The sequence below is a fragment of the Actinomyces sp. Marseille-P3109 genome, from assembly GCF_900323545.1.
Taxonomy (GTDB): Bacteria; Actinomycetota; Actinomycetes; order Actinomycetales; family Actinomycetaceae; genus Actinomyces.
The window spans coordinates 1,491,982-1,513,471 of record NZ_OOHN01000008.1; the positions used below are offsets into that span (position 1 = coordinate 1,491,982).

Below are 21,490 nucleotides of genomic sequence, written 5' to 3' on the forward strand. Positions count from 1 at the left end.
GTGTTGGTCTCACGTCACAGACGAGCAGGAGGCCCTCATGCGGATCGGTTTCATCGGTGCCGGCAACATGGTCAGCGCGATCGTGCGAGGGGCGGTGGCCGCGGGAACACCGGCCGGGCACCTCCTGCTCACCAGCAAGCACGGCTCCGCCGAGCGCCTGGCCGGCCAGGTCGGGGCCGTCCACGTGCCCGACGCCGCCGACCTGGTCTCGCGCAGCGACATCCTCATCCTCGGGCTCAAGCCCTATGTCATCCCCACCGTCCTGAACCGGCTGTCCGAGGCCATCGGCCGCAGCGAGCCCCTGGTGGTCTCCATCGCGGCCGGCCTGACGCTCGAGCGCCTGGAGTCGATGCTGCCCGAGGGCACCCGCGTCGTGCGCACGATGCCGAATATGGCGGCGGCCGTGGGCGAGTCCATGACGGCGCTGGCGCCGGGACGCAACGCGAGCGCCCGTGACCTGGAGACAGTGCGCACCCTCATGGAGGCGATCGGGCGCACCGTCATCCTGGAGGAGAAGGACTTCTCCGCCTTCATCGGCCTGGCGGGCTCCTCCCCCGCCCTGGTGTGCGCCTTCGTCGATGCCCTGGCGCGCGCCGGCGTCATGGGAGGAATCCCCAAGGCCCTCGCCGTCCAGATCGTGGCCCAGGCGGTGCTGGGGACCGCCCGCACCGTGCAGACCGAGGCCCAGCGCACTGCCGAGGGCGGGCACGGCCGCACGCCGGCCGACCTCATCGACGCGGTCTGCTCCCCCGGCGGCACGTCGGTGGCCGGGATGGTGGCCCTGGAGCGGGCCGGTTTCTCCGACGCCGTCGTGCGCGCCTTCGAGGCCATCGTCGAGCGCGACCGCCAGCTGGGCGCGTAGCCGCGAGCACGGGCCAGCAGGTCCCACCCCACTCCCGCGCGCCGACGGGGACACGTCTCGCATGGAGCCACCGTTTTTCCGCACCTCTATGCGAAAAGATCGCTCTCGGCAACGGCGTCGTGACCGGAAGCACATATCATTCTTGCTTGCTGTCAGATAAACCCGTCGCTATTGTTTCGGCCATGACCTTCTCTCACGCAGTTCTTCTCAGCGGTGCTTATCCCGCTGACATTCTGCGTGCCCACGCGGTCATGTGTTGTCGGGCCTGACCAGCGCCTGACACCACGGGGACTTCAACCCCCGCAACGAGGTATCCGGCGCAATGAAGCGTCCGGAAGGCCCCGTTGAGACGGCTGACGCCAACCGAACGGCTCTGCAGGCTCTGCACGCAGCAGCGCACCAGGCCGGCCCCGGACGCTCCTCATGTGCCAATGACACGCCACCGTCATGGAGGAGCAATGACCACCACCGTCACGCCACCTGTCCGCACCGTGCGCCCGCCGCGCAAGGCCCGGTCGAACGGCCAGTGGGCCCTCGACGGGCGCACGCCGCTCAATGACAACGAGGCCTTCAAGCAGGACGGGTCCCCGCTGGCGGTGCGCGACCGGATCGTCAACATCTACGGCCCCGGCGGCTACGAGACCATCGCACCCGACGACCTCAACGGCCGTTTCCGCTGGTGGGGTCTGTACACCCAGCGCAAGCAGGGCATTGACGGCGGCCGTACGGCACAGCTGGACGCCTCCGAGCTGTCCGACCGCTACTTCCTGCAGCGGGTGCGTCTGGACGGTGGGAGTCTGAGCCGCGAGCAGCTGCGGGTACTGGGCTCGGTCTCCAACGACTTCGCCCGCGGCACCGCCGACATCACCGATCGCCAGAACATCCAGCTCCACTGGGTGGAGATCGGCAGCGTGCCCGAGCTGTGGCAGCGCCTGGAGTCGGTGGGTCTGACCACGATCGAGGGCTGCGGGGACACGCCCCGGGGGTTCCTGGTCTCCCCGGTGGCCGGCATCGCCAAGGACGAGGTCATCGATCCGACCCCACTGGCCCGGGCCATCAAGGACACCTACCTGGGCGACCCCGAGCTGGCCAACCTGCCCCGCAAGTTCAAGACGGCCATCACCGGCTCCCCCAGCCTCGACATCCTCCACGAGATCAACGACATCTCCTTCGTCGGCGTCAACCACCCCGAGCTCGGTCCCGGCTACGACCTGTGGGTGGCCGGCGCCCTGTCCACCGCCCCACGTCTGGGCCAGCGGCTGGGGGCCTTCGTCACGCCGGAGGACGCCCTCGACGTCTGGTACGGCGTCATCCGCATCTTCCGCGACTACGGCTACCGTCGCCTGCGCAACAAGGCCCGGCTGAAGTTCCTCATGGCCGAGTGGGGGCCGGAGAGATTCCGCCAGGTCCTCCAGGACGACTACCTGGGGCGCGCCCTGCCCGACGGGCCGGCCCCCGAGGAGCCGAGCGGGGACTCCGACCACATCGGCGTCCACGAGCAGAAGGACGGCCGCTTCTGGGTGGGTGCCAAGCCACCCGTCGGCCGGTTGAGCGGTGACGTCCTGCTGGGCCTGGCCGACCTGGCCGGCAGGGTCGGCTCCAACCGGGTGCGCACCACCCCGCTGCAGAACCTTCTGCTCCTGGACGTGCCGGCCGACAGGGTCGACGACGCCGTCGCCGGCCTGCGAGAGCTGGGGCTCGATCCGGACCCGGGCGCCTTCACCCGCTCGACCCTGGCCTGCACCGGGCTGGAGTTCTGCAAGTTCGCGATCGTGGAGACCAAGAAGCTGGCGGCGCGCGTATCGGCCGAGCTCGACGCGCGTCTGGCGGACACCGACCTCGAGCGGCGCATCACCCTGACCGTCAACGGCTGCCCGAACTCCTGCGCCCGCATCCAGATCGCGGACATCGGCCTCAAGGGTCAGATCATCACGGTCGACGGCGAGCAGATGCCCGGCTTCCAGGTGCACCTGGGCGGGGGCCTGGCCACCGACGGACGCGCCGAGGCCGGCCTGGGCCGCACGGTGCGCGGACTCAAGGTTCCCGCCTCCGGCCTGACCGACTACGTCGAGCGCCTGGTGCGTCGGTACCTGGACCAGCGCATCCCCGAGGAGACCTTCGCCCAGTGGGCGCACCGAGCCGATGAGGAGGCCCTGCAATGAGCGCCGTGACCGCTGAGGGCACCCAGGTGCCCCTGGGCCCGCCACACCACGCTCCTACCGCATCGAAGTCACAGGGCACAGGCCGGGCTCCGCTGCGGCCCAAGGAGGAGCTGCGCGCCCTGGCCGAGGTCGGCGCGCGCGAGCTCGGTGACAACGCCCCTGCCCTCGACGTCGTCCAGTGGGCGGCCCAGAACTTCCCCGGCACGCTCGCCGTGGCCTGCTCCATGGCCGATGCCGTCCTGCCTCACGTGGTCTCCCGGGTCCTGCCCGGCGTCGACGTCCTGTTCCTGGACACCGGGTACCACTTCGCGGAGACCATGGGCACCCGCGACGCCGTCGCCGCCACCATGGACGTCACCGTCGTCGACGTGGCTCCCGAACTGACCGTGGCCGAGCAGGACGAGCGCTACGGACCGGACCTGTGGTCGCGGGACCCGGCCGCCTGCTGCCGCCTGCGCAAGGTCGAGCCACTGGCCCGGGCCCTGAGCGGCTACGAGGCCTGGGCCACCGGCGTGCGCCGCGAGGACGCCCCCACCCGCACCCGTACGCCGCTGATCGGATGGGACGCCACCCACGAGATCGTCAAGATCAACCCCCTGGCCGCCTGGACCATGGAGGACCTGACCGGCTACGCCGACCAGTACGGCGTGCTCATCAACCCTCTCCTGCACGACGGATACCCCTCGATCGGCTGCGCCCCGTGCACAGCGCGAGTCAAACCCGGAGACGATCCCCGTTCCGGCCGCTGGGCCGGATTCACCAAGACAGAATGCGGAATCCACCTATGAGCATCACCCTGACCCACACCCAGCCGGCCCCGGCCCCCTCCCCTGGCCCTGCTCAGGCGCCGGACCTCGAACCGGCCGGTCTCGCCGACCTTTCCAAGGCCCCCGCAGCCACTGAGGCCCTGGACATCCTTGACGTCCTGGAGGCCGAGGCCATCCTCGTCATCCGGGAGATCGCCGCCGAGTGCCGCCGCCCCGTCCTGCTGTTCTCCGGAGGCAAGGACTCCGTGGTCATGCTGCACCTGGCGCGCAAGGCCTTCTGGCCCGCTCCGATCCCCTTCCCCGTCCTGCACGTGGACACCGGCCACAACTTCCCCGAGGTGCTGGCCTACCGTGACAAGACGGTCGAGGACCTCGGTCTGCGGCTCGTGGTGGCCCGCGTCCAGGACTACATCGACGACGGCCGTCTGCGCGAGCGCACCGACGGCACCCGCAATCCTCTCCAGACGATCCCGCTTCTCGACGCCATCGAGGAGGGCGGCTTCGACGGAGTCTTCGGCGGCGGACGCCGCGACGAGGAGAAGGCCCGGGCCAAGGAGCGCATCGTCTCCCTGCGCGACGAGTTCGGCCAGTGGGACCCGCGCAACCAGCGCCCCGAGCTGTGGAACCTGCTCAATCCCCGTCACCGTCCCGGGGAGCACGTGCGGGTCTTCCCCTTGAGCAACTGGACCGAGCTCGACGTGTGGCGCTACATCGAGCGCGAGGACATCGCGCTGCCCGGCCTCTACTACGCCCACGAGCGCGAGGTCTTCCGGCGCGATGGGATGTGGCTGGCCGCCGGCGGTGTCAACGCGCTGCGCACCGGCGAGGAGGTCGTCACCCGCACCGTGCGCTACCGCACCGTGGGCGACATGTCCTGCACGGGAGCCGTCGAGTCCGATGCCGCCACCAACCACGACATCGTCCTGGAGGTCGCCGCCTCCACCCTGACCGAGCGGGGAGCCACCCGCGCCGATGACCGCCTGAGCGAGGCGGCCATGGAGGACCGCAAGAAGGAGGGCTACTTCTGATGAGCACCCCCACCCTCACCGATATCCCCGCCGAGGCCGAGGCGCGCGCCGCAGCCACCGGCTCGCTGCTGCGACTGGCCACGGCCGGCAGCGTCGACGACGGCAAGTCCACGCTCGTGGGCCGCCTGCTGTTCGACTCCAAGTCCGTCCTGCGAGACCAGCTGGCCGCCGTCGAGCAGGTCAGCCTGGACCGGGGACTGACCAGCGCGGACCTCGCACTGCTGACCGACGGGCTGCGGGCCGAGCGGGAACAGGGCATCACGATCGACGTCGCCTACCGCTACTTCGCCACCCCGAGGCGCTCCTTCATCCTGGCCGACTGCCCCGGGCACGTGCAGTACACCCGCAACACGGTCACCGGCTGCTCCACGGCCGACGTCGTCGTGCTGCTGGTGGACGCGCGCAACGGGGTCCTGGAGCAGACACGCCGCCACCTGGCGGTCGCCGCCCTGCTGCGGGTCCCGCACGTCATCGTCGCGGTCAACAAGATCGACCTGGTGGACTTCTCCGCCGAGGTCTACGCCGCCATCGAGGCCGACATCCGCGCCGTGGCCGCGGAGCTGGGCGTGGCCGCGATCCACGTCCTGCCGACCTCCGCGCTCCTGGGCGACAACATCGTCGAGGCCTCCGCCAGCACGCCCTTCTATGCGGGGCCGACCTTGCTGGGGCTCCTGGAGTCCCTGCCCACCGCCCGCGATGAGGGAGCCTTCCGCCTCCCGGTCCAGCTGGTCATCCGTCCCCAGGGCGCCGCACCGACACCCGAGCTGCGCGACTACCGCGGCTACGCCGGGCAGATCACCTCGGGCACGGTGCACGTCGGCGACCCCGTGGTGGTCCTGCCCTCGGGCAGGCGCTCGCGCGTGGCCGGCATCGACCTGGGCGAACGCAGCCTGGAGGAGGCCGGTGAGGGCCAGTCCGTCACGGTTCGTCTGGCCGACGACGTCGACGTCGCCCGCGGCGACACCCTGGCCGCGGCGGGCGACGCGCCCCAGGTGCTCACCGAGGTCGAGGCCCGCGTGTCCTGGCTGAGCGAGGAGCCCCTGCGCCCCCGGGCACGGGTGCTGCTCAAGCACGGCGCCCAGACGGTCCAGGCGATCGTGCGCACCATCGAGGGCCGCCTCGACCTGGACGACCTGACCACGGTGCCGGCGGACGCCCTTGAGCTCAACGACATCGGCCTGGTGCAGCTGCGCCTGGCCTCCCCGGTGCCGTTGGCCGACTACTCGCTCTCCCGGTCCGACGGCGCCTTCCTCCTCATCGACGCCCACGAGGGCGGCACGCTGGCGGCCGGAATGGTGAGACTGCCCAACCGTCCCGCCAGGGCCGGTCGGGCGTGAGGGACGGGTCAGCATCGTCATGTCACGTGCACAGATCACCGAGGTCGCTCCGGCGCAACCGGCACCTCCGTCTCCTTCCGTTCCTTCCCCGGTGCCGCCCGTGCCCGAGGTCCTCCCGGAGTCCTTCACCGGATCCGGACAGGGGTGGGTGGCCCTGGTGGGCGGAGGCCCGGGCAGCAACGACCTCATCACCGCCCGTGGTCTGGAGCTGCTGGACCAGGCGGACGTGGTCGTCGTCGACGCACTGGCTCCTCGCGGGCTGCTGAAGGACCTGCACCCGGACACGGAGGTCATCGACGCCTCCAAGCGACGTGGCGAGCACGTCATGAGTCAGGCGCAGATCGATGCGCTCCTGGTCGACCTGGCCCGTCGAGGCAAGGGAGTGGTCCGCCTCAAGGGCGGGGACCCCTACGTCCTGGGGCGAGGCGGGGAGGAGGCGGTCGCCTGCCAGCGTGCGGGCGTGGCCGTCGAGGTGGTCCCGGGGATCACGAGCGCCGTCTCCGTCCCGGCTGCGGCGGGCATCCCCGTCACCCACCGCGGTCTGTCGCGCGGCTTCTCGGTCATCACGGCCCACGCCGACCTGGGGGTCCTCCCTCAGCGCCGCGACCATACGCTCATCCTGCTCATGGGTGTCTCCCGCCTGCGGGACTCGGTGACCTCCCTGCTGGAGGCCGGCAGCGATCCGGCCACTCCGGCGGCGGTCATCGAGCGCGGCTACCACCCCGACCAGCGCGTGATGACCACCGAGCTGCGATGTCTGGCCGACGTCGCCGCCCGGTACGGCGTGACCGCCCCCGCGGTCATCGTCATCGGCGACGTCGTCACCCTCAGTCCTCACTGGGCTGATCGAGTCGTCGAGGAGACCAGGCCGGCGAGCCCCGCCGCCTAGCCCGCCTCGGCGCACACAGACCGAACGTCCTGGAGTCACTGATGCGCAAGCTTGTTCTACTCGCCCTCGTCGGCCTGGCCGCTCAGCTGGTCGACGGCTCCCTCGGGATGGGGTACGGCATGACCTCGTCCTCCCTGCTGCTTCTGGCCGGACTGAGCCCGGCACTGGCCTCGGCCTCGGTGCACCTGGCTGAGATCGGCACGACCCTGGCCTCGGGGGCCTCCCACTGGCGGCTGGGCAACACCGATCCCCGCCTGGTGGTCCGGCTGGGGCTGCCCGGTGCGGTGGGTGCCTTCAGCGGCGCCACGGTCCTGTCTCACCTGTCAACCCGCGCGGCGACCCCGGTGACCGCGAGCCTGCTGATCCTGCTGGGGGCCTACGTCCTGGGGCGTTTCGCCCTGCGCCCGCCCCGCGGCTCTGGTAACCGGCGCTCCCCGCACGGCAGGCGGCTCCTGGTTCCCCTGGGGCTGGTGGGCGGTTTCGTCGACGCCACCGGCGGTGGCGGCTGGGGACCGGTGGTGACGACGACGCTGCTCACTGGCGGTCGCACGGCGCCGCGCACAGTAGTCGGCTCGGTGGGGGCCTCGGAGTTCCTGGTGACGGTGGCGGCCTCGGCCGGTTTCCTCACCGGCCTGGGAACGGCGGGCATCAGCCCGGGGATCGTCCTGGCCCTGCTGGCCGGCGGTCTGGTGGCTGCACCGATCGCCGCCTGGCTGGTCTCCCGTCTGCCCGGAGCGGTGCTGGGCACCGCCGTCGGCGGGCTGATCCTGGCCACGAACCTGCGCGTCCTGCTGTCCTGGGCCGAGGCCTCAGTCCGGACCGGGGTCCTGTTGTACGGCGCGCTCGGGGCGGCCTGGACGGCCTTCCTGGCCCTGGCGGTGCGCAAGGCGCGGACTGCCGCCAAGGACGTCCGGGAGGAGACCGATCAGGTGCTTGAGGAGGTTCGATCCGCTCATCGGCATGACCATGCACCTGAGGCCGCCGTACCGGACGAGCCGGCCACCGCCGGTGGCACCGGCGGGTCGACGTCGATCGAGTCGGCCCGTTCTCGCACGCGCGCAGATCTGGTGGTGGAGCCGGTATGAGTGCACGTCCTCTGGTGCTCCTCGCCCACGGCTCGCGCCGGCCCGGGCCGTCCTGCCTGCTGTCGCGCACCGCCGAGCGCGTCCGCACGATCCTGCCGGAGGTGGAGGTGCGCACCGGCTACGTCGAGCTCCAGCACCCGGATCCGGCCACGGCGATGGAGGGGCTGGTGGATCCGGTGGTCCTTCCCTTCTTCCTGGCCCGGGGCTACCACGTCCTCAATGACGTACCGGCCGCGGTGGAACGGCACGGCTCAGGGACGGTCACCGGGCACCTGGGGGTCGAGGAGCACCTGGTGGAGGCCGTCGCGCAGCGTCTCCACGAGGCATCCGCACCCCTGGGCGGGCTCGCAGGACTCGACCACATCGTCCTGGGCGCGGCCGGATCACGTCAGGGGGCGGCACTGGAGGAGGTCGAGGACATCACCCACCTGCTCGGGGCGCACCTGGGACGCGAGGTGACGCCCGCCTACCTCTCAGCTGCGCGCCCCAGCGTCCGTGACGCGGTGAGCACGGCCCGGGCCCGGGGTGCCAGGCGGGTGGGCGTGGCCACCTACCTGCTGGCGGAGGGACGTTTCCACCGGGCCCTGCACTCCACGGGCGCCGACGTCGTGGCCGCTCCCATCGGCGACCATCCGGCGGTCGCCGACCTGGTGGTCCACCGCTACCGGGAGCTGATCGACTGACCGCGAGCGCACCCCACCGCCGAGCCGGGCATTCCTCACGGAGGGCAACCGTTCTTCCGTACCCCTACGAGAAACATGCCGCTCTCGGCGGAGGAGGAACGTCAGTCACCACCATTCTCAAGGAGTCGCTCGGACAGTCTCTGGATGATGGGCTCGACCTCCTGCGAGGTGGTGGCTGCGGCGCTCACGCGCCCGAAGATGCTCACCGCGAGGAGCCCGAAGGCCGTCTCCTCGTCCTGCTGGCTCGGCTCGCGGCGTCCGTGGGAACGGGCCACCATGAGGGAGGTCTCTTTCAGCCATCGGCGCCAGCTGCCGGCCAGCCGGTCCCGGGAGTCCTCATGACGAATCGCGTAGAGCCAGGTCTCCAGGTGCAGGACAACATCCTCCACGGGAAGCTCCTGAAGCTGCTCGCCCCACCGGTCGGGACTCGCCGGCTCCTGAGCGACCTCATCCGAGCTCTCCTCACCACAGGTGACGACCTCCAGGAACAGGGCCTCCTTGGAGGGGAAGGAGGAGTAGAAGGCGCCCTTGGTGAATCCAGCCGCCGAGGCGATGTCACTGACCGACGCCCCCTCGTAGCCCTTGGCAGCGAAGACCTCTCTGGCCGCAGCAAGGATTCGCGCCCGGGTCTCCTCGCTGCGACGACGTCCGCCGCCCCGCCCCGGGACGGTAGCACCGACCGCAGTGGAGGCGGAGGCCAGCTTCCGGGAGGCAAGATCCAGGGAGGCTGCTACCGCACTCTCGCTGCTCCGGCGCGCTCCCTGACCGGCCGCTCCCACTGCTCGGGAGAAGGCGCTGATCGCCTCATTGAGGGCGCGCGTCGCCTCCCTGATGTCGTCAGAGGCGGAGGCCCTGGAGTCGCTGTCACTGTTCTGCCCGTGGTCGGAGCTCCTGGCGGTCATGTCCCCACTGTAGATGAGGCTTCTCAGGATGGGGCCACGGCACTTCCTCCGCAGCCCACCGTGCTTTCCCGCTATTCCCCAACCATCCGTAGACCTCGGCCGGCTCAGGGCCGCCTTCCCAGGGCCCATGACGCTCCGACGACGGCCACCAGGCACCATCCGCCCAGCAGAATCCAGGAACGGACGGACATGGCGGCGTCGTGGGAGAACAGACCGGCGCGCACCACCTGGGCCATGGACTCGAAGGGCAGCCACCGGTGGGTCTCCTGGGCCCAGCCGGGGAGCCTGTCGGCGGGGAAGCTGACGGGCGAGAACAACATGATGCCGAAGGCGAGCACCTGGGAAAGGACCTGGGCCAGGGCCGGGGCCAGGAGAACGGCAATGGCGTAACCGATGCAGGCGGCCGTCAGGGCGACCAGCACGGCTCCGGGAGCCAGCCACCACTGCGGAGCGAGGTCGACGTCGAAGCGGGCGTTGGCGACGAGGATGCCTATCAACAGCCCGGGCAGCGCCAGAAGGGTCCAGATCGTCAGGTCGGCCAGGAGGAAGGCGATCCTGGGGACGGGCAGGGTGCGCATCCAGTCCAGGCTGCCCTCAGTGCGGGACTGGGAGACCCACTGGGGCGTCATGATGAGTCCCAGCGAGATGAGCGCGATCGCCGGGCCGCCGCCGGCCAGGTGAAGGCTCGCCTCGCGTCCCGGGTGGCCCGCGATGAGCCCGTATCCCAGGACCATTGAAACGGACAGCAGCGTCTGGACGATGATGAAGAGAGGAAGCACGGGCAGGCTGCGGCGGAACCGCCACTGGATGAGGAGGCCGAGCTGGCGCCGGAGCGGAGTCGTCTGGGGCGCCGCTCCGGGATCGGTCGTACCGACCTGGCTCGTTTCGGTGCTCGCACTGGTTGGAGTAGTCATCAGGGTCTCCTTCGTTCCTTGATCTTGTGGGGTCGGGGGTCGCATCCGCCCATGCGGCAGCGGCGGGGTTCGATGCGGATCGACACGGATCATCAGATGTGGCTGGGGCTCAGCCGGTTTCACGCGGCACGACGTCGCGGCCCATCTCCCCCTTCTCCGGTGAGGTCGACGTAGACCTCCTCCAGTGAGATCGGTGCCAGCTCGTAGCGCTCGATCACTCCGTCCTCGAGGGCGTGAGCGGCCCACTCCACGGCCTGCGTCGTAAGGTGAGAGGGAACCGCCACGGATGTGCGCACGTCGTCGTGCCGTGTCAGGCTCATATCTGTCGGAGGCTCGAGCTCACGGCCGGGAACCCGGGTGACCTCCATGACGAAGGGCGATCCGTGACCGGCCACGAGTGCCGCAGGGGTTCCCTCAGCGATGACGTGGCCGTGATCCAGGACGGCGAGCCGGTCGACTGCCCGCTCGGCCTCCCGCACGTTGTGGGTCACCAGGAGGACCGCGGACCCGGCCTCGGCCAGGAGACGGATCTGGTCCCACAGCAGGCGGCGGCGTACCGGGTCGACGTCGTTGGTGGGCTCATCGAGGATGACCAGGCGCCCGGGGACGACGGCGCACATGGCGAAGGCAGTCAGACGGGCAACGCCGCCGGAGATCTTCTGAGCCGGCGTCCTCGCCCACTCCCCCAGGTCAAGGGCGTCGATCAGCTCCTCGGCGCGCCTGCGCGTCTGACGCGGACGCCCTCCTCGCATGCGCCCCACGAGGTCGATCGCCGTTAGAGGAGTGAGCCCCGTGATGGGGACATTGGCCTGCGCCTGGACGTTGGTGAGGCGACGGGCGAGGGCGGGGTTGGCGACGGCGTCGACGCCGTCGAGCACGATGCGTCCAGAGGTGGGGCGCAACAGGCCCACTACCTGGTTGGCCAGAGTGGTCTTGCCGGCGCCGTTGTGCCCGAGGAGGCCGACCACCTCGCCCGCCCCCACCGTCATGGTGATCCCGGCATTGGCCTGGACGATGTGCGAACCGCTTCCGAAGTGCTTGTGGAGGTCCTCGATGGTCAGTACGTCAGCCATGGATCCCTTTCCTTTCGGCGTTGTGTCTGGAATCGAAGGCATGAGGTCAACAACAGATCCATACCGTTCAGTATGGACGAAACCATACGATACTTTCCTGCTTTTGACTAGCAAACACAATGATGCCGTTTCCATACCGAGTGGTATGGAAACGGCATCGGTCTGCGTGCAGCGGGGTCAGCCTCTTCCGTCCGGGGTCACACCCGCTGGCGGATGTGCCAGCGCGAGGAGGCTGAGGAGGCCTCGATGAACTCGCGGAAGGGTCCGGGGACGGTAGCCAACTCCTGCGGCGTACCGCACTGGGCCACGCGGGCACCGGCCTCGGCCGGTTCGAGGAAGACGACCTCGTCGGCCTGACGGACAGTGGACAGACGGTGGGCCACCACGATGACGGTGCGCCCCTCGGAGAGCTCGCGCACCACCTCGGTGATGGCGGACTCGTTCTCACCGTCCAGGGCCGAGGTGATCTCATCGAGCAGGAGGATCGGGGCGTCCTTGACGAAGGCTCGGGCGATGGCGACGCGCTGACGCTCCCCGCCGGACAGGCTCAGCCCACCGGGACCGACCTGCGTGTCCCACCCGCGCGGCAGCGCCTCGATGACGCGGTCCAGGCGGGCACGCCGGGCGGCCTCGGCCAGCTCGGCGTCGGTGGCCTCGGGCCGGGCGATGCGCAGGTTCTCCCGGATGGTCGTGTCGAACAGGTAGACGTCCTGGAAGACCATGGAGGTCATACCCATGATCGTCGAGGCCCGCATGGAGCGAACCGGAACCCCGCCGATGGTGACGGTCCCGTCGTCGACGTCCCAGAACCGGGCTGCCAGGCGCAGGATTGTGGACTTGCCCGCACCCGACGGGCCGACCAGGGCGGTGACCCGGCCCTGGGGCGCGGTCAGGGAGACGCCGGCCAGGACGGGGCGGCCGGCGTCGTAGGAGAAGGAGACGTCGCTCATTGCGATCGTGGTTCCCCGGGGCTCGACCTCCTGGCCGGGCTCGGGGTCGGGCAGTGGACGCGCGTCGAGGATGCCCCCTACGGCCCGCAGGGCGACCTTCGCGTTGTTGGCCTCGGAGGCGTACATGGCGGCCTTCGTCAGCGGCAGCAGCGTGCGCGCGGTGACGGCCATGATCGCGAGGTATCCGACGACGTCGAGCCGGTGCCCGCTCACGCGTGACAGACCGACTGCCATGACCAGTGCGAAGGCGATGTTGACGATGAGGTTGAAGTACTGTCCGGGCCTGCCCTTGACTCGCAGCCCCTCCAGGGTGGAGGCGGAGTCGTCCTCAAGGGCGGTGCGCACCGGCTCCCAGCCGGTTCCGATGACACCGGTGGCGCGCAGCACCGGCTGGAGCCGGGCGAGCTCCACGAGGCGCCCGGCGGCGGCGCTCGAGGTGCGGTCCTCCATCTCGTTGGCGCGGGTGGTGGCCACTCCCATGAGTCGCCACACGAGGGTCAGCGGGATGATGGTGGCGGCCATGATGAGCGCCAGGGGCCACTCGACGACGGCCGTGACCCCCAGCATGACCAGTGGCACGATGAAGGCGTTGCACAGGTTGGGGATCACCAAGGAGGCCAGGTGGGAGAGGGTGTTGACCTCCTTGGAGGTGGCGTTGACGACCGCGGCCTCCCGCTCGGCGCTGAACCATCCCAGGGGCAGAGTCAGGACGTGCTCGGCGATGCGGTCGATCATGGTGTCGCAGACCTCGAAGACACTGACCCGGTAGGACCGGTGCATGGCGGTGGTGTCGACGACGACGGTGCTCACTCCCATGAGCACGACAGCGATCAGCCAACCGGTCAGCGACTCCGAGCGCGAGTAGAGGGCGCGCAGAAAGGGGATCATGAGAGCCAGGGTGAGGCCCTGAAGGACGGCGGAGGCAGCGAACCAGGCGGTGATAGCCCGCATCTCGGCGGCGTTGACGACTCGCATCAGCAGCTTCCACATGGCTACTTCTCCTCCTGTCCCACGGCCTTGTCTCCGGCCGGCTCGGCCGGGGCGGCTGAGGCCGTCAGTGCCGCGGCGTCGGTCTCCTCGCTCAGGTCCTGGCTGGTCCACATCCTCGCGTAGCGACCACCAACGGCCAGAAGCTCCTCGTGCGTGCCGCGCTCGGTGATGCGTCCGGCGTCGACGACGAGGATCTGGTCGGCATCGCGGATCGTGGACAGGCGGTGGGCGATGATGATGACGGTCCGCCCGGCCGCCAGCTGGGACAGGGCCCGGTGGATGTCTCGTTCGGAGGCGGGGTCGGCCTGAGCTGTGGCCTCATCCAGGACGAGGACCGGGGCGTCCTGGAGGTAGGCGCGCGCCAGGGTGATGCGCTGGCGCTCTCCACCGGAGAGGAAGCCGCCCGTATCTCCCAGGACCGTGTCGTAGCCGTGGGGCAGACGTGTGATGCGCTCGTGAATGCAGGCCGCGCGGGCCGCCGCCTCGACCTGCTCCCGGGTGGCGCCGGGACGTCCCAGGGCGATGTTGTGGTGGACGGACTCGTGGGCCAGGGCCACGTCCTGCAGGACGATCGCCACACGTGAGAGCAGCCAGGGGAAGGTCGCCTCACGCACGTCGATGCCGCTAAGGCGCACGGCGCCGTCGTCGACGTCGTAGAAGCGGGCGATGAGGCGGGCCAGGGTCGACTTGCCGCCCCCGGAGGGGCCGACGAGCGCCGTCACGGTTCCCGGCTCGGCGGTGAAGGACACACCGTGCAGGACCGGGGAGCCCACCTCGTAGGAGAAGGTGACGCCCTCGACCTCGACACGCCCGGGGACGGCCCCCTCACCGTCGTCGTGGGTCCCCTCGGGCATCGACGGCTGGGAGAGCAGATCGGCGGTGGCCTGAGCGGCCATCCTGGACTCGTACATGTGCTGCATGAGACCGACGAGGATCATGAGCCCCTCCGGCAGCCCGAGGGCCACCAGGAAGAACGGCAGCGTGGCTGACAGCGGCGTCCACCCCTGGGAGGTGAACAGGACGGCCAGCAGCGCGACCGTGGTGAAGACCGTGGAGGGGCGCAGGACCGCGGTCATGGCGCTCATACTGCGGCCGGACCGGCTCACCCACGAGTAGGACAGCCGAGAGAACTCGGCGCGGGCCTGGCTGAAGCGCGTCCGGGAGGCGTCGGTGGCCTGGAACCCCTTGATCTCCTTGATGCCCTCGATCATCTCGACGGTCGCGGCGGCCAGCGCGGTCTGCGCGGCGCCGAAGCGCTCAGTGATACCTGACATGCCGGCCAGGGTCAGAGACATGATCCCCAGGGCGAGTACCCACAGCCCGAGCAGCGCGCAGGCCAGTCGCCAGTCGGTCCACAGCAGGTAGGCCGCCCCGGCACCCGCCATGACGACGGCGTTGGTGGCGTCCCCGGGGACGTGGGCCACGAGGGTGTGGATGGAGGCGGTGTCATCGCAGACCATCTTGCGGATGGTGCCGTGCGGGATCTGCGCAACCTTGCCCAGAGGCAGCCGGCTGATGGCGTCAACGATCCGCTGGCGCAGGCGGTGACGCAGTCTGGCCTCAGCCAGGTGCGTGATCCCGAGGCCGGCCAGGTACAGGGCCTGGGAGGCGAACAGGGCGACGACTGCGATCGCCGCCCAGATCCACAGGCTGCCGCGCCATCCCTCCGGCGAGGTCTCCCCCAGCCAGATAGCCGCCATGTTGCGCATGGCCTCGAAGGGGACGATGGACATCAGGGCCCCCATAGCGGTCAGTACTCCCGAAACGACCATGGCCCGTCGCGCAGGTCTGATGAGCTCATTGACAGTAACTGTCATGCTGCTGTCCTCTCCTCAGGTTCCTTGATCCCCCTAAGAACGATTCGTCCTGCCTCGTCGGAGCCGCCCCGGGGAGGGGCAGACTCATGACAGATCTCGCGAAAGAGCAGCTCTCAGTCGAGAACATATTAATCGCAAGATTTCATCGTCCATGTGCTGAACGAGGGGTGAAGGTTCCGTTCCGTCTGGAATAATGCGGACGATTGAAGTCCGGGCGTTCCAGAGAAGAGGTACCTTCGCGGTGAAGGATACCGGGATATGCCCGCGGGTGAGGGTGGAATCAGGCAGAGTCGCGGCAATCAGGCAGGCCAGGATGGCAGGAGCGCTGCCAGGACGCGGCCTGGGGGCTACCTGGAGACGACGCTCCGACAGGCGGCCGGGATCAGCGCCTCACGGCCTCCGGCGATCCACATCGACGTCGACTCCAACACCCCCAGGCTCAACTGAGGCACGAGATCGGGGCCAGTGCGGTTGGTGCTCCATCCGAGCACCGTTGAATCAGGCCCGAGACGAGCCACCACCAACGAGGGAAAGCTCGAGCAGCAGGTCAACCGCTGCATCAACTCCCGGATCGTCCGCCGTTCGATAAGCCAAGCCATGCGCAGCCTCATCATAGGACCCGCTCACGAGCTCCTCGATACGCGACACAAGAACAGGACGCGTCAGCTCTCCCCGCTGAGCATCGATATAGTCCGGCCCCGCCCCATTACGGAACACGGTTTGCGCGTGAAAATGCTGATCTCCCCCGAAGGCAATCACCAAGCACGGCACGCCGGCACGCGCCCCGGCCCCCGTAGCACCCAAGGAACCATGGCAGATCATCCCGCGACACTGCGGTAACACGGCGCCGTACGGCACCCTCGCAACACCAATAATTCCATTCCTCTCACCGTTGGGACGGCTGGGGTCGACAATAATTGCCCGCAATTTCCGCTCCAGCAGAATCTCTTCAATCCAGGTCCGAGCCTGCGGTAGACGGAAGGACACCACGCTACCGAAAGTGACGAGCAACGGAGCATCTCCGCGACCAAGGAAGTTTTCCACCTGCGCATCGAGACGCTCAGAGGCAGAGGAGTTATCAATCCATTCCCCAGTTACATACACATTGCTCCCCCAAGCCGGATCCGGCGGATTGAGCGAAGGACTGAACTGGTAGATCGTTCTCACACGCCTTGGAACAGACCGCCGAGAAAGGCCTAGACGGCGCCGCCACGCGCTCATCACCGGAGCCATTGCCCAGACCATCATGAGGTTCGACAACCGGTGTATGACTGGCGCTCGCCATGTACCGTCATGGCGACGAGGATCCACTAAACTGTACGACCGACAGGGATCACTGGGGTAGACCTGCACGCGTACGCACGGCACACCTGCTGCCGCAGAGAGAAGACGCGCCACTTCCCCGAACTGGTTGTACATGACGACGTCGACATCTCGCATCACCCCTTCCAGGGCATCGAATATCCCGGGGTTGCCGAGCATCTCGCGAACACCCCGAACCGCATCCGCAACACTCTCAACATCACCCAGCAAACGTCTCATGAGCTGCTCACAGCTTCCAGGAACAGCAATGTAGTCAATTCCGTCCGCTTCTACGCGAGCAGCGAACTCCTGGAATCCCGCAATCATCATCTTATGACCGCGCTCAGCAAGACGCCTCCCCAGCACGATGAACGGGGAGACATCACCTTCAGAACCCAGAACGACTGCAAGAGCCTTCACAATACAACACCCTTCTAACCGCAGTGAAATAACGCAACTATTTTCCGATGCAAGCCACTCATACGCGGCCACAACCATCCAGTCAGATATTGACGACACAAGAAAAACTCATGACGCACAAACGACACCGTGACAGCACCTCCCAATCATCCAAATACATCAGTTCATCACGTCAAGGCGGGGAGCTCTATCGTGGCCGTCATATCCTCATTCACCGCTCCAGGAGAACCATGAGCCATGGCCCAGCAGGCGACCTCCGACAACGGTGCCGATGACAACGACGCCAGGACGCCTGTCCTCCAGTTCCACTTCGGAGGCTGAGAGGAAACCCTGGATGTTGATGTCTCTGAACCGATGGAGGTGTGACCCATGAACTGGGCCGCGTGGAGTCGGGTGTAGGTGCCGTCGGCCGCGATGAGCTCATCGTGGCTGCCCTGCTCGACGATGTCGCCGTGCTCCATGACCAGGATGGTGTCGGCGTCGCGGATCGTGGACAGGCGGTGGGCGATGATGAAGCTCGTGCGGCCCTGGCGCAGCGCGTTCATGGCCTGCTGGACCAGCAGCTCGGTGCGGGTGTCCACGCTGCTGGTGGCCTCATCGAGGATGAGCACGGCCGGGTTGGCCACGAAGGCCCGCGCGATCGTGAGCAGCTGGCGCTCGCCGGCGGAGATGTTCGCGGCGTCCTCCTCCAGAACAGTGTCGTATCCCTGCGGCAGGGCCTTGATGATGTGGTCGACGAAGCACGCCCTGGCAGCGGCCTCGACCTCGGCATCACTGGCCCCGGGGCGCCCGTAGCGGATGTTCTCGCGGATCGTGCCGGCGAACAGCCACGGGTCCTGCAGGACCATGCCGGTGCGACGGCGCACGTTGTGGCGCGTCATGGTGGCGATGTCGCGCCCGTCGAGCAGGATGCGCCCGCCGTCCGGCTCGTAGAAGCGCATGAGCAGGTTGACCAGGGTGGTCTTGCCCGCTCCCGTGGGCCCCACGATCGCGACCGTGTGTCCGGGGTCGACCCGCAGCGACAGGTCACCGATGAGCTCGACCTCCGGGCTGTAGGAGAAGCGCACATGCTCCATCTCGATAACACCCGCCTGCTGGCCGACCACATTGGGCAACTGTGAGGACCCCGCCTGGTCGGTCGTCCCCGCTACCGGGGAGCTTTGCCTGCCGGCGGACGCGAGTGTTCCAGCGACGCCATATGTACTGCCGGCGGTGCGGGTAGCGGGGGTGTCGGGGCGCTCCTCGTCGGCGTCGAGCAGCTCGAAGATCCGCTCGGCGCTGGCGGTGCCGGACTGCACGGCCGTGGCCATGCCGCCGAGCTGACTCATTGGTCGGTTAAGTTGTTGGGAGTACTGGATGAAGGCCTGCACGTCGCCCAGGCGCAGGGACCCGGAGGCGACCATGGCGCCGCCGACCACCGCGATGGCCACGTAGGTGAGGTTCCCGATGACCAGCATGATCGGCATCATGATCCCGGAGAGGAACTGCGCGCGCAGCGAGGCGGCGTAGAGCTCCTCGTTCTCGGCGGCGAAGGCCTCGCGCACCGCCTCGGTGCGCCCGTAGACCTGGACCAGGGCGTGTCCGGAGAAGGACTCCTCCACCCGGGTGTTGATCCGCCCGGTGCGCGCCCACTGACTGGTGAAGGCCTTCTGCGAGCGCGGCCCGATACCGGCGAAGACCACGCCCATGAGCGGGAAGATGACCAGCGCCACCAGCGCCAGGCGCCAGGAGATGGAGAACATCATCCCCAGCACGCCCACGACCGTGAGGATCGAGGTCAGGGCGCTGGACAGGGACTGCTGGAGGGTGTTGGTGATGTTGTCGACGTCGTTGGTCACCCGGCTGAGCAGCTCTCCGCGCGCGACGGTGTCGAAGTAGCTCAGCGGCAGACGGTGGACCTTGTCCTCCACCCGGGCGCGCAACCGGAACAGGACCCTGACCGTGACGCGGTTGAGGAGCCAGCCCTGCAGCCAGTTCAGGACCGCCGAGCCGATATAGAGGGCCAGCACCACCGACAGGACCCGCCCCAGACGGGTGTAGTCGATGCCCACACCCTGCAGCACACTCTCGAAGATGACGTTGGTGGCCTGACCCAGCACCTTGGGGGCCGCCACCGCCAGCACCACCGTGCCCACCGCGGCCAGGGCCACAACCACCAACGAGACCCGGTAGGCGCCCAGCAGCCCGACCATCCGCTTGAAGGAGGGCCAGAAGACCTCGGCCCTGCCCGAGGCCGGACCAGAAGCCAACTCACCAAGAGATGCCTGCGCCCCAGCCACCGGCTCGACGTCCTCCCCGCCGGACTCCGGCGCCGTCATGATCACCGAGTCGCGGACCGGGGCCTGCGCAGGTACACGACGACCTCTCCGGGCTCTCCGTGAAAAGCACAACCAGCCGGTGGCCCTGCGCGCGTGCCGCGGCCCACCGGACAGTCGCGATCGCTTCCGAGGACTTACCGAGGCATTCATGCTGTGGTTTCCGCCCCGAGCTGGGAGGTGACGATCTCGCGGTAGACGGGGCAGGTGGCCAGCAGGCTCTTGTGGGTGCCGCTGCCCACCAGGTGGCCGCCGTCCAGGACGAGGATCTGGTCGGCCTCGACGATCGTGGAGATGCGCTGGGCCACGATCACCTTCGTGATGCCGGCCGTCGCCGGCCCCATGGCCTCGCGCAGCCGCGCGTCAGTGGACACGTCCAGGGCCGAGAAGGAGTCGTCGAAGATGAGGATGTCCGGCCGGCGCACCAGGGCCCGGGCGATCGCCAGGCGCTGACGCTGACCGCCAGAGACGTTCGTGCCACCCTGGGCGATGGAGGCCTGGAGGCCCCCGTCCATCGCCTCAACGAAGTCCTTGGCCTGGGCGACCTGAAGGGCCTCCCACAGCTCGTCGTCGGTGGCCTGCTCGCGCCCCAGACGCAGGTTGGAGGCCACGGTCCCGGCGAACAGGAAGGGCTGCTGGGGCACGAGCCCCATCTGCGACCACAGCGCCTCGGGGTCGGCCTCGCGCACGTCGGTGCCGCCGATGAGCACCTGCCCGCTGCTGGCCTGAAGCAGCCGGGCCAGCAGCCGCACCACCGTGGACTTGCCCGACGCCGTCGAGCCGACGATCGCCGTCGTCGTACCGGGCTGGACCGTGAAGCTCACCTCCGCCAGGACACGGGCGTCGGCGTCGGGGTAGACGAAGGTGACGTCCCGCATCTCAACCGTTCCGGGAGCCGGGAAGCTGGTCACGGCCCCCGGCACCGAGACGATAGCCGGCGCGGTGGCCAGTACCTCGCTGATGCGCTCGGCGCACACGGCGGCGCGCGGGATCATGATCGTCATGAAGCTCGCCATGACGATGCCCATGAGGATCTGCATGAGGTAGGACATGAAGGCGATGAGGGTGCCGACCTCCACGTCACCGTCACCGACCTGGTGCCCGCCAAACCAGATGACACCCACGATCGTGACATCCAGCACCAGCATCACCAGCGGGAACAGCAGCACGAAGAGCTGGCCCACCCTCTCACCGACCCAGGCGATATCAGTGTTGGCCCCCTCGAAGCGCCGCGTCTCGGCCTGCTCGCGCACGAAGGCGCGGATCACCCGGATACCGGTGAGCTGCTCGCGCATCACCCGGTTGATGGCGTCGAGCCTGTCCTGGTAGGAGCGGAACAGGGGCAGCATCCGGCCCACGATGCCGCCCACCGCCACCAGCAGGACCGGCACCGACACCCCGATCAACCACGACAGGCCCGGCGCCCGGGTGACCGCCATGATGATGCCGCCCACCGCCATGAATGGCGCCGTCACCAGCATCGTGGCACTCATCATCACCAGCATCTGGACCTGCTGGACGTCATTGGTATTACGGGTGATGAGCGAGCCCACCCCGAAAGCGGAGATCTCCCGCTCACAGAAGCCACTGACCCGGTCGAAGACCTCGCCGCGCAGGTCCCGGCCCATGCTCATCGCCGCGCGCGCCGCGAGATAGGTCGCCGCGACCGAACACACGCCCTGGGCCAGGCTGACCCCCAGCATGAACGCGCCCATCCGCCAGATGTAGCCGGTGTCCCCGGTGGCCACACCCTTGTCGATGATGTCGGCGTTGAGGGTGGGGAGGTACAGGGAGGCCATCACCTCAGCGAACTGAAGCACCAACACACACAGCAACAGGGCTACATACGGACACAGACACCTACGCAGCAGCGCAATAAGCACGTCTCCAAATCTAACAGATGACAGGCATCAGCGGAGCCTCAGTGAGATTTTCCACGGTTTAGATGCATTGGTGTCAGACCTGAGTCCTGACAGTTTAGTGCCCGTTTGGGG

At 68.6% G+C, this 21,490-nt stretch carries 17 protein-coding genes; 9 read left to right on the forward strand and 8 right to left on the reverse strand.

The window, feature by feature from the left end:
* Nucleotides 1–37 precede the first annotated feature (37 nt).
* The 8 genes from proC (at nt 38) to BQ8008_RS13915 (ending at nt 8,813) form a co-directional block, all read left to right on the forward strand.
* Complete coding sequence (gene proC / locus BQ8008_RS06700; protein WP_108833336.1) at nt 38–862, forward strand: pyrroline-5-carboxylate reductase; 825 nt, start codon at nt 38–40, stop codon at nt 860–862.
* Nucleotides 863–1,320: 458 nt separating this feature from the next.
* Nucleotides 1,321–3,024, forward strand: a complete 1,704-nt coding sequence (locus BQ8008_RS06705) for a nitrite/sulfite reductase (RefSeq protein WP_108833337.1) — start codon at nt 1,321–1,323, stop codon at nt 3,022–3,024.
* Nucleotides 3,021–3,812, forward strand: a complete 792-nt coding sequence (locus BQ8008_RS06710) for a phosphoadenylyl-sulfate reductase (protein WP_108833338.1) — start codon at nt 3,021–3,023, stop codon at nt 3,810–3,812. Before BQ8008_RS06705 ends, BQ8008_RS06710 begins: the two co-directional genes overlap by 4 nt.
* Nucleotides 3,809–4,819, forward strand: coding sequence for a sulfate adenylyltransferase subunit CysD (gene cysD / locus BQ8008_RS06715; protein WP_108833339.1), 1,011 nt, complete (start codon nt 3,809–3,811; stop codon nt 4,817–4,819). Before BQ8008_RS06710 ends, cysD begins: the two co-directional genes overlap by 4 nt.
* Nucleotides 4,819–6,156, forward strand: coding sequence for a sulfate adenylyltransferase subunit 1 (locus BQ8008_RS06720; RefSeq protein WP_108833340.1), 1,338 nt, complete (start codon nt 4,819–4,821; stop codon nt 6,154–6,156). Before cysD ends, BQ8008_RS06720 begins: the two co-directional genes overlap by 1 nt.
* A 148-nt stretch (nt 6,157–6,304) precedes the next feature.
* Nucleotides 6,305–7,045 (forward strand): uroporphyrinogen-III C-methyltransferase, encoded by a 741-nt coding sequence (gene cobA, locus BQ8008_RS06725; RefSeq protein ID WP_234415458.1) that lies wholly within the window; start codon nt 6,305–6,307, stop codon nt 7,043–7,045.
* A gap of 41 nt (nt 7,046–7,086) precedes the next feature.
* Nucleotides 7,087–8,130: a sulfite exporter TauE/SafE family protein gene (locus BQ8008_RS06730; RefSeq protein WP_108833342.1), complete on the forward strand. Its 1,044-nt coding sequence runs from the start codon at nt 7,087–7,089 to the stop codon at nt 8,128–8,130.
* The gene (locus BQ8008_RS13915; RefSeq protein ID WP_108833343.1) at nt 8,127–8,813 is read left to right on the forward strand and encodes a sirohydrochlorin chelatase; all 687 of its coding nucleotides are present in this window, start codon (nt 8,127–8,129) and stop codon (nt 8,811–8,813) included. Before BQ8008_RS06730 ends, BQ8008_RS13915 begins: the two co-directional genes overlap by 4 nt.
* A gap of 101 nt (nt 8,814–8,914) precedes the next feature.
* Here the strand turns inward: BQ8008_RS13915 and BQ8008_RS06740 are convergent, their stop codons facing one another.
* From BQ8008_RS06740 to BQ8008_RS06760, 5 genes are all read right to left on the reverse strand, one after another.
* Complete coding sequence (locus BQ8008_RS06740) at nt 8,915–9,715, reverse strand: TetR/AcrR family transcriptional regulator (RefSeq protein WP_108833344.1); 801 nt, start codon at nt 9,713–9,715, stop codon at nt 8,915–8,917.
* A 104-nt stretch (nt 9,716–9,819) separates the two neighbouring features.
* Nucleotides 9,820–10,629, reverse strand: a complete 810-nt coding sequence (locus tag BQ8008_RS06745) for an ABC transporter permease (protein ID WP_108833345.1) — start codon at nt 10,627–10,629, stop codon at nt 9,820–9,822.
* A 119-nt stretch (nt 10,630–10,748) separates the two neighbouring features.
* Nucleotides 10,749–11,702 carry an ABC transporter ATP-binding protein gene (locus tag BQ8008_RS06750; RefSeq protein WP_108833346.1) on the reverse strand — a complete coding sequence of 318 codons (954 nt, stop codon included), beginning with the start codon at nt 11,700–11,702 and terminating at the stop codon, nt 10,749–10,751.
* Nucleotides 11,703–11,899: 197 nt separating this feature from the next.
* Nucleotides 11,900–13,642 (reverse strand): ABC transporter ATP-binding protein, encoded by a 1,743-nt coding sequence (locus BQ8008_RS06755; RefSeq protein ID WP_108833347.1) that lies wholly within the window; start codon nt 13,640–13,642, stop codon nt 11,900–11,902.
* Between the two features lie 2 nt (nt 13,643–13,644).
* Nucleotides 13,645–15,459 (reverse strand): ABC transporter ATP-binding protein, encoded by a 1,815-nt coding sequence (locus BQ8008_RS06760; protein ID WP_108833348.1) that lies wholly within the window; start codon nt 15,457–15,459, stop codon nt 13,645–13,647.
* A gap of 258 nt (nt 15,460–15,717) precedes the next feature.
* Here BQ8008_RS06760 and BQ8008_RS06765 point away from each other — a divergent pair, with 258 nt between their 5' ends.
* On the forward strand, nt 15,718–15,906 hold the full coding sequence (locus BQ8008_RS06765; RefSeq protein ID WP_108833349.1) for a hypothetical protein: 189 nt from the start codon (nt 15,718–15,720) through the stop codon (nt 15,904–15,906).
* A gap of 51 nt (nt 15,907–15,957) precedes the next feature.
* Here BQ8008_RS06765 and BQ8008_RS06770 read toward each other — a convergent pair whose 3' ends face one another.
* From BQ8008_RS06770 to BQ8008_RS06780, 3 genes are all read right to left on the reverse strand, one after another.
* Nucleotides 15,958–17,253, reverse strand: a complete 1,296-nt coding sequence (locus BQ8008_RS06770; RefSeq protein WP_234415267.1) for a glycosyltransferase — start codon at nt 17,251–17,253, stop codon at nt 15,958–15,960.
* 95 nt (nt 17,254–17,348) lie between these two features.
* The gene (locus BQ8008_RS06775; protein WP_325048124.1) at nt 17,349–19,499 is read right to left on the reverse strand and encodes an ABC transporter ATP-binding protein; all 2,151 of its coding nucleotides are present in this window, start codon (nt 19,497–19,499) and stop codon (nt 17,349–17,351) included.
* A 146-nt stretch (nt 19,500–19,645) separates the two neighbouring features.
* Nucleotides 19,646–21,379, reverse strand: a complete 1,734-nt coding sequence (locus BQ8008_RS06780; protein WP_108833351.1) for an ABC transporter ATP-binding protein — start codon at nt 21,377–21,379, stop codon at nt 19,646–19,648.
* Between the last annotated feature and the right edge of the window lie 111 nt (nt 21,380–21,490).

Coding starts and splice junctions, on each gene's coding strand:
- proC (WP_108833336.1), top strand. CDS start 38: ATGCGGATCGGTTTCATCGGTGCCGGCAACATGGTCAGCGCGATCGTG.
- BQ8008_RS06705 (WP_108833337.1), top strand. CDS start 1,321: ATGACCACCACCGTCACGCCACCTGTCCGCACCGTGCGCCCGCCGCGC.
- BQ8008_RS06710 (WP_108833338.1), top strand. CDS start 3,021: ATGAGCGCCGTGACCGCTGAGGGCACCCAGGTGCCCCTGGGCCCGCCA.
- cysD (WP_108833339.1), top strand. CDS start 3,809: ATGAGCATCACCCTGACCCACACCCAGCCGGCCCCGGCCCCCTCCCCT.
- BQ8008_RS06720 (WP_108833340.1), top strand. CDS start 4,819: ATGAGCACCCCCACCCTCACCGATATCCCCGCCGAGGCCGAGGCGCGC.
- BQ8008_RS06730 (WP_108833342.1), top strand. CDS start 7,087: ATGCGCAAGCTTGTTCTACTCGCCCTCGTCGGCCTGGCCGCTCAGCTG.
- BQ8008_RS13915 (WP_108833343.1), top strand. CDS start 8,127: ATGAGTGCACGTCCTCTGGTGCTCCTCGCCCACGGCTCGCGCCGGCCC.
- BQ8008_RS06740 (WP_108833344.1), bottom strand. CDS start 9,715: ATGACCGCCAGGAGCTCCGACCACGGGCAGAACAGTGACAGCGACTCC.
- BQ8008_RS06745 (WP_108833345.1), bottom strand. CDS start 10,629: ATGACTACTCCAACCAGTGCGAGCACCGAAACGAGCCAGGTCGGTACG.
- BQ8008_RS06750 (WP_108833346.1), bottom strand. CDS start 11,702: ATGGCTGACGTACTGACCATCGAGGACCTCCACAAGCACTTCGGAAGC.
- BQ8008_RS06755 (WP_108833347.1), bottom strand. CDS start 13,642: ATGTGGAAGCTGCTGATGCGAGTCGTCAACGCCGCCGAGATGCGGGCT.
- BQ8008_RS06760 (WP_108833348.1), bottom strand. CDS start 15,459: ATGACAGTTACTGTCAATGAGCTCATCAGACCTGCGCGACGGGCCATG.
- BQ8008_RS06765 (WP_108833349.1), top strand. CDS start 15,718: ATGCCCGCGGGTGAGGGTGGAATCAGGCAGAGTCGCGGCAATCAGGCA.
- BQ8008_RS06775 (WP_325048124.1), bottom strand. CDS start 19,499: ATGACGGCGCCGGAGTCCGGCGGGGAGGACGTCGAGCCGGTGGCTGGG.